The sequence below is a fragment of the Pseudomonas linyingensis genome (genome assembly GCF_900109175.1).
Classification (GTDB): domain Bacteria; phylum Pseudomonadota; class Gammaproteobacteria; order Pseudomonadales; family Pseudomonadaceae; genus Geopseudomonas; species Geopseudomonas linyingensis.
Window position 1 is genome coordinate 1 of sequence record NZ_FNZE01000033.1, and the last position, 7,673, is coordinate 7,673.

The window sequence follows — 7,673 nt, forward strand, 5'->3', positions numbered from 1 at the left end:
GGATACACATTTGTGTATCCAAAATATACGGCGCGTTCTAACTTACTGGTGACAGTTACGCGCACCAGGTCACGCCGTTTTGTCACCAGCAACCGCGCTGGAACCAGCGTCCCGCGTGTGCTTATAGAACGTGCTGCGCCCGATGCCGAGCGCCTTACAGACTTCGGCCGGGCCGCGCCCACTGGCGGCCAGCGCCTGAATGGCTGCGACCTTTTCAGCAGGCAGGCCCGGCCTGCCACCCTTGCGACCACGTGCCCGCGCAGCCGCAAGCCCTGCCATCGTTCTTTCAACGATCAAGCGCCGCTCAAATTCAGCCAGCGCCGCGAACACATGGAACACCAGACGCCCGGCCGCCGTGCTGGTTTCTATGCGCTCCGTTGTGCTTTCAAAGCCCACGCCGGCCGCTTCCAGTTCGCCAACGATCTTGACCAGCTCAGGCAGTGACCGGCCGAGCCGGTCAAGCCGCCACACCACCAACGAATCACCCTTGCGGGCGAAGGCGAGGGCGTCAACCAGTCCGGGCCGTTCGGCCTTGGCACCGCTGGCCGTGTCGGTGAACACCTTTTCACAGCCGGCCGCCGTCAGGGCGTCCCGCTGGAGATCCATTTTTTGATCGTCGGTCGATACCCGCGCATATCCGATTTTCATTGTGTTGTCCGCTAAGTCGTCAGAGAACCTATTTTATAGACTTTGATTTATAGACGACATTGGAGACACGCAATCACCCGGAAACTGCCGCTGTTCCGGGCTGTCTCGCAAATTCCACAAAATGACCGGAAACGGTCCTTTTTTGTGCTTGGGATTATTGTAGGAAATGGCAGCCTAGATAGATAAACGCAACGCTAGGAGAAACGACTTGACGCTCCCCAAGCCTGTCGCCGAACTTCTGATACAAAAGCTCGATCTCGAACATATAACCGCCGCCTATGCTCGACAGTTTGCCTTTGGGCAACACGGTGTAAACTTGGAAGGGCGTAGTCGAGAGGATGTGGCAAACAACATTATTCAGCTTCAACGAAGTAAAAGAATGATGGATAATAGCAGCTAACCACAGCAAACCCTTCCATTGGAGTTAGAAGATTGAAACTCTGTCTGACCAGTGCATTGATAGGCATCGGCTACGCGGCAGTCATTCATGGGAAAGATGATGCTGTACGCGCTTCGGCTAAGCGGGTACTGACTGCAGTGCCTGGCCGTCACCGTCGTATTATTCTGGATTTCTTGAATCACAAGAAACCGCTCGCGTACACCCGAACTTTCTTCGCTACTCTTCCGGACAGCATCATGACCATGAAAGTGGATTAAAAGCATGCACGCCCCAAGCAAGATTTCGGCAAACAGGAATGTTGCGTACTACCCGCCTAACATGGATGGGCGCGACTTCGTAGTGGGCGATGTCCATGGCCATTTCACCGAGCTGGAAAGGCTGCTTGCTTGGGTCGATTTCGAGCCCTTGCGTGACCGATGCTTCCTCGCCGGGGATCTGGTGGACCGAGGCCCAGAGTCTGAAAGGGTCGTTGAATTTCTGAACCAACCGTGGTGCATCGCAGTACGCGGAAACCATGACCAATGGTGTGTGGAAGCCGCACAAGGCAAGGCCTCCTCTACCCATCTTCGGTTCGGAGGCGCCTGGTTTTACGGTTGTTCCAGCTCCGAGCAAACCGAGATTGGGAATGCCCTGGCAGACCTTCCGATTGCCATCGAGACCAGTACGCGCAGCGGCGAGCGCATCGGCATCGTGCATGCCGAATGCACACTCGCAAGCTGGCCCGAGTTTCTTCAGGCGCTCTCCGGAGAGTCGCCAGAACAAGACGCTGAACTGCACGCCAGCGAGGCCATCTGGAGCCGCTACAGGTTCAGTGAAAGCGATTCCATCGTAATCTCAGGTGTGACCCGTATATATGTCGGCCACAACGTCACCCCGATTGCGGTGAGGCTCGGTAATACCTGCTACATGGACACAGGAGCTTCTACTGAAGGCGGTTATCTGAGCCTCGCCGATATATCCTGTCCCGGTCAGGTCCACAGCATGAGCACCGACGGCGACTTTAGCGCCATGACCCTCCCGCTGTACTAATCTCGCGTTTGGGTTTCACAAAGTCCCTGCAATGATCATCGACAACACAGGTCGTCATCATTGCAGAGGTAATGTATGCTGGAACTAAGAGCGCTGGCTATCCGAGTTACGATGCGTCAAGTAGTTGCCGATGAAGTTGATCTCTACGCGGCCTACGAGGATCTGGTCTTATGCCTGGATATGGATATCGAAGCCCCGCCTTTCAAAATATGGGAACCGCTGGAAGCCATGCCTCTTCAGGAACTTATCGAACACATTGAAAGGCAAGTGGAGTTGATTATTGCCTCGTTCTGCGCTGTTCTCGAAACTGCAAAGCTGGGCCTTATCAATGCTGCTGAGCATGGAGAAGTTGGTCCTGACATGAACGCACTGGATATGAAATCCATGTTTGAAACTGGCGCGCTCGGGGAATGCCTGGCGAGCAGCAGCCACTGAAGCTCCGGCCTGGCTCAGCCACTACTCGCCCAGCCGTGACCTGCAGCAGTTGCGCCTGACCCACCGAAATCGTCCTCGGCACACCTTTGGCCTCCCCTCCCCCGGTCGGAGGCTTTTTTTACCGCTTCGGTGTGGGACAGACTGTGGGAGTAAATTCTCGGGATCTGCTCAAACGCTGATATAGCTTGATCTCCAGCCGTTTTGTTGGAGGATACCCTATCCTCCAACAGCGATTTGAAAACTAGGCCTCTGACGAGAGCAACCGCTCGCACAGGGGTAGGAAGAACTGGGTTGGGTTGCGTCGTTGCTCAGCAGGCGTTTTTCGCTCAGGCAGCAACATCCGATCCGGTGATCAGCCAAGAAACACAGGACAAAATCGCTTGAGCAAGCTAACGCCCAAATTCGTGAAAGAGCTGATCGCCCCCGGCGTCCATCAGGACGGGCGAGGCCTCATGTTGCGCGTATCGCCCACCGGCAAGAAAAGCTGGGTCTTTCGCTTTTCCCTGGATGGGGGACGGCATGACCTTGGGATCGGCAGCTACCCATCCTTGTCGTTGCGTGATGCTCGCCTCGCCGCCGACCAGTTCCGGCTGGACATCTCCCGAGGCATCAATCCTGTGGCTCAACGGACGGCTGCGCGGGTCAAGTCTCAGCGCGCCCCGGCACACAGCTTCAAGGTGGAGGCCGAGCGTTACGTCAAAACGCACTCTCCCGCATGGAGCGAAAAGCACGCAGGCCAGTGGCGCGGCTCGCTCGAACGCTACGTCTACCCCGTGATCGGGCGCTTCAAGGTTGAGGAAGTAGAAACAGAAGATGTGCTGGAGGTGCTTGAGCCAATCTGGTCAACGGTGCCGGTCACCGCCCGCCGGGTCCGCAACCGCATCGAGCTCGTGCTGGATGCAGCTCGCGCCCGCAATCTTCGCAGCGGCGAAAATCCGGCTCGCTGGCGTGGCCACCTGGACAAGCTGCTCCCCAAGCAGGGGCATGTCGTCTGCCCCTACCCCGCGATGACGCCGCGCCAAGCCGCCAACCTCATGTACCAGTTGGACGGACTTATAGTTCCGGCGGCCCGGGCCTGCGAACTGGCGATCCTTTCCGCGGCCCGTAATCAGGAGGTGTGCCGGGCGCAGTGGGATGAGATCAACTGGAACGAAGGCATCTGGATCATTCCGGGCAACCGGATGAAGGCCCGGCGAGAGCATCGTATCCCGCTTACCACCCGCATGCGTGCAATCTTCGAGGCGCAGCAAGGGCAGCATGAACGATGGATTTTCCCCGACAGTCGAGGCCGTGGACCCCTACCAGGCAATGCGATAGGTCGGATGATGGTGTCGGTGAACTTCAGCGGATTTGTTCCCCACGGGCTGCGCTCGACGTTCCGCACCTGGGCGGCTGAGCACACTGACTTCCAGCGCGAAGTCTGCGAGATGGCCTTGGCGCACAGCCTGGAGTCCCGCGTGGAGGCAGCCTACAACCGAGGGGATTTGTTGGAGAAGCGCCGCAGGCTGATGCAAACCTGGGAGGATTTTCTCGTCTCGGAAATGCTCATCCTGGAGGAGGTGCTCCCGAGCGGATCGGCACCGGTGATCGAGGAGCCGGCATGCGCCTGAGCCCCTTCCGAGCCTTTCTCGAAACCGGCAGCGAGGAGTAAACACGCGCGAAACCCAACGCTACCGCACCCGCCTCAAGCCGCGATTGTAAAGATCGCCCAATGACGCCTGGGCATTCCCATCCCCCTGCTCTGCAGCTTTGCGGAGCCAGGCCGTACCCTGCCGAAGGGCACTACGTCGCTCGTGATCTGCATAAGTCCCAGCTTCTGCTGCGCTTTGGCATTGCCACCCTCGGCAGCCTTCAAAAACCAGCGAGCAGCCTCTTTATGGTTCTGCGTAACGCCCATGCCCTCTGTGTACAACCACTAACATGCCCGAGCCTTACTGCTGGGACACGACAGCGCTGTTACTCATACCGTTTTGACTGATCACAGCCGAGTTTGCGCCTAAATCCCCCGAAGGGCTGACCTGCGTCAGAGAAGCGAAGTTGGCAGTGCCGTTCTGGGAGATAGAGCCGTAATCGGTGGTGCTGTAGTAGTAGACGCCACCTGACTGTGACGACTCGATGATGTTGTCTGAGCCAATTTGGGCGATATCAAGCGAAGCGTAAGAGCCGCGCTGAACAATGTCGACAGAGTTATTATTGCCTTCTGAAAAGCCGGTTACATCCATGTTGTCGCCCATTTGATCAACCTTTAGCGTGTTGGCTGTTCCCTCTTGATCAAACGTTACGTCTACCCAGGCACCACTTGATAAAATATCTGCCTGGTTGCTTTGACCCTGCTGGTACAGATCGACCGTGCCGCCGTACCAACGACCACCGGCTTCCTGATTTACCACTGCACTGTTATAGCTTCCATTTTGCTCAATATTCGTGGAAACGTACGTACCGGCGTTCTGGTTTAGCTCGGCGCTGTTGTTGTCACCAACCTGCAGGATATTGCCATTGCTTCCCCATGATTGATTAACAACCACGTCATTTGACTCACCGATTTGCTCGACAGAAATGCCGTTGATATATCCCGTCTGGTAAATTCTAGACCAGTTGTTTGTGCCATCTTGGCTGGAGCGAGCGCTCGATACGCTAGCATTGCGCTGGCTGATGAAAGACTGATTGCCTTGACCAGTCTGATCGATAACTGCACTCAACTGATCAACGTCATTGGGCAATTGGTAAACGGTTGCGTGATTGGACTGACCGCTCTGGTTCACTACTGCATCGGCGGTCATACCTTCCTGGTGCACGGACAACAGGTTATCGATACCTTGCTGACGAGTGCTCAGTGTCAGATCGGAACCAATTTGAATCGCATAGCTTTCGTTTGAGCTACCTTCCTGGATCATCGTTGCTGATACACCCTGAGTGGCCTGCTGGGTCACCTGGGTTGCGTTGTTGTCACCCGTTTGCTCGGTGGTCGCTGTGGCAGCTGCTTGGGCCTGGGCCATGAGGGTCAGTGTAATTGCTGCTGCAAGAAGGGAACGTGAGAGCATGGTCAGAATCCATTTAGAGGAAGACACGGATTCTTTTGCAAACTGTCGGAATTAACATGGGTTGAACGATGGGTTTTAGCCCTAGCAACCCAAAAACCGCCAGATGGCGGGCTAGCATGTCACCAATGAGTCACTGACCCTGGGGAGATCGTCCATTGCCTTCGCGCTAGGAGTCGCAACGCCAAGCGATTGGGCTGATGCACTCGACAAAGTGATCTAATGGGGGATGTTCAAATCGGCATAGGGGGCCTCCACTATCGGAGGCACCCCTGCCACACCACCCGGCATGCGGGTCCGCACCGGGCGGTTCGAGAGTTTGAGGTCAGGACAGTCGAGGTACTCCCAGCCGGTCGAAGTAGGCAACGGTCAGCACGCTGTTGAGCAGCAGGCCACTGTTGCGCCACCAGCGGCAGCTGTTACCCGCCACCCGCTTTGCAACAGTTTCCGAGGCGCCCAGCGCCCTGAGTTCCCGGTAGATCGTCTTCGGTCGCTTCCATTGCCTGAGCCGGATCGCCCGCAATCGGTGGCGTAGCCACTCGTCTAGCTCGCGCCAGATCCGTGGTGTCTGCGCCAAGCCGAAGTAAGCTTTCCAGCCCAGCAGGTAGGGCCGTAGTTTATCCATCACTTGCTCCAGGCTGCGCCCACCCGAGCGGCGCGTGAGTTGCCTTATCCGGGCTTTGAAGGTGCCCAGCGCCTTGTCGGCCACTTTGCATTTCACTTCCCCGCCCTTGGCCACCCACAGCGCATAGCCTAGGAACTTACGCCCCAGGGCGCTGGTCACCGCGCTCTTGGCTTCGTTGATCTGAAGCTTCAAACCGGCGTACAGACGCCTGAGCAGCGCCATCACCCGCTCTCCCACCTTCCTGCTGCCCACATAAACGTTGCAGTCGTCGGCGTAGCGCGCGAAACAGTAGCCCCGCGCCTCCAGCACCTTGTCCACCTCGTCCAGCAGTACGTTGGCCAGCAAGGGAGATAGCGGCCCGCCTTGCGGTGTGCCTAGATGGCGTTCGACGACCACCCCGCCATCCATGATCCCGGCGTTGAGATACGCCCGCACCAGCCGGATCACGCCAGCGTCCTCAATGCGCCTCTTGAGCCTGTCGATCAGGATGTCGTGGTTGGCCCGGTCAAAGAACTTGGCCAGGTCCACATCCACCACCACGCGCTTGCCCGACTGCACGTATGCCCGAGCGGACTTGACCGCATCGTGTGCACGCCGTCCAGGACGGAACCCGTGGCTGTGGTCGCTGAAGGTGGGGTCGATGATGGGTTGCAGTACTTGCAGCAGCGCTTGCTGGATCAACCGATCTGTCACCGTCGGGATACCCAGTTCGCGCTGGGATCCGTCCGGTTTGGGAATCAACACTTTGCGCACCGGACTGGGCCGGTAGGTGCCCTGTAGCAGCGTCTGGCGAATGCCTGGCCAGCTCGTTTGCAGCATCCGGGCGGTCTGCTCGATATCAAGCCCGTCCACCCCCGCTGCACCCTTGTTGGCCTTGACCCGCCGCCATGCCGCTTGCAGGTTCTGTCGCGTCAGCGCCGCCTCCAGCAGGCCACCCGTGCCCGCCTTCGGCCTTGCCGACCCTGTGCCCGGGTGTTCACGCGGCGGGCCGCCGGCTTCGTCGCTGGCAGGTTCGCGCCCGGCTTCACCGCGCACTACTCCCACCCGCCCAGGTTGCCCCGGCATCTGACGCATGGCCTTTGACATCCAACGTGTCCTCGGTCACTCACTCTCGTTCGGTCCTTCATGGTTTCCCTCAGCCTCACCGGCCTCGTACTCCCACTACTACGACCTCTGCTGACTTCTCGCTCCGGCAGTGCCGTCGCCCTTTCAGGCACAAGGCGAGATCTCCCCAGGTAAGAACGCACTCCTTCGCTGCACAACCGCCGGATTTACGCCACTTCGCCTTGATCACAAGAGCTTCGCGGTTACGTGCCCACTCGCCCTGCTCGGTAGCGCCTTCTATCCAGTTCTTGTTCATCGGCTCGCAGCTTACGCTCCACGCTTCCTCTCCACGCTCGGTCTGAACCGCCCCGCGTTTCGCGGAGGCTCGTTGGTTTAAGTCAGGCGGCAATGGCTTCCTGACTGGCGATCTGCCTGTAGTAGTTTGCCTCAGCTT

The 7,673-nt window shown here is 58.0% G+C and carries 7 protein-coding genes; 4 read left to right on the plus strand and 3 right to left on the minus strand.

Annotated features, from left to right (window positions below; all coding sequences use genetic code 11):
* Positions 1 to 69: 69 nt before the first annotated feature.
* The gene (locus tag BMZ19_RS21845; RefSeq protein ID WP_090313859.1) at positions 70 to 648 is read right to left on the minus strand and encodes a recombinase family protein; all 579 of its coding nucleotides are present in this window, start codon (positions 646 to 648) and stop codon (positions 70 to 72) included.
* A 456-nt stretch (positions 649 to 1,104) separates the two neighbouring features.
* Between BMZ19_RS21845 and BMZ19_RS22955 the strand changes: the two genes are divergently transcribed.
* The 4 genes from BMZ19_RS22955 to BMZ19_RS21865 all read left to right on the plus strand — a co-directional run bounded on the left by BMZ19_RS22955 (position 1,105) and on the right by BMZ19_RS21865 (position 4,122).
* On the plus strand, positions 1,105 to 1,305 hold the full coding sequence (locus tag BMZ19_RS22955; protein ID WP_483153920.1) for a DUF7740 domain-containing protein: 201 nt from the start codon (positions 1,105 to 1,107) through the stop codon (positions 1,303 to 1,305).
* Positions 1,306 to 1,309: 4 nt separating this feature from the next.
* Positions 1,310 to 2,077, plus strand: a complete 768-nt coding sequence (locus BMZ19_RS21855) for a metallophosphoesterase (protein WP_090313862.1) — start codon at positions 1,310 to 1,312, stop codon at positions 2,075 to 2,077.
* Between the two features lie 75 nt (positions 2,078 to 2,152).
* Positions 2,153 to 2,512, plus strand: a complete 360-nt coding sequence (locus BMZ19_RS21860; RefSeq protein WP_090313865.1) for a hypothetical protein — start codon at positions 2,153 to 2,155, stop codon at positions 2,510 to 2,512.
* Between the two features lie 380 nt (positions 2,513 to 2,892).
* Positions 2,893 to 4,122, plus strand: coding sequence for a tyrosine-type recombinase/integrase (locus tag BMZ19_RS21865; protein WP_090313867.1), 1,230 nt, complete (start codon positions 2,893 to 2,895; stop codon positions 4,120 to 4,122).
* Between the two features lie 321 nt (positions 4,123 to 4,443).
* On the opposite strand, the gene BMZ19_RS21875 is transcribed toward BMZ19_RS21865, so the two are convergent.
* On the minus strand, positions 4,444 to 5,553 hold the full coding sequence (locus BMZ19_RS21875) for a hypothetical protein (RefSeq protein ID WP_090313871.1): 1,110 nt from the start codon (positions 5,551 to 5,553) through the stop codon (positions 4,444 to 4,446).
* Between the two features lie 322 nt (positions 5,554 to 5,875).
* Positions 5,876 to 7,261 (minus strand): group II intron reverse transcriptase/maturase, encoded by a 1,386-nt coding sequence (ltrA, locus tag BMZ19_RS21880; protein WP_090313873.1) that lies wholly within the window; start codon positions 7,259 to 7,261, stop codon positions 5,876 to 5,878.
* Positions 7,262 to 7,673 lie beyond the last annotated feature (412 nt).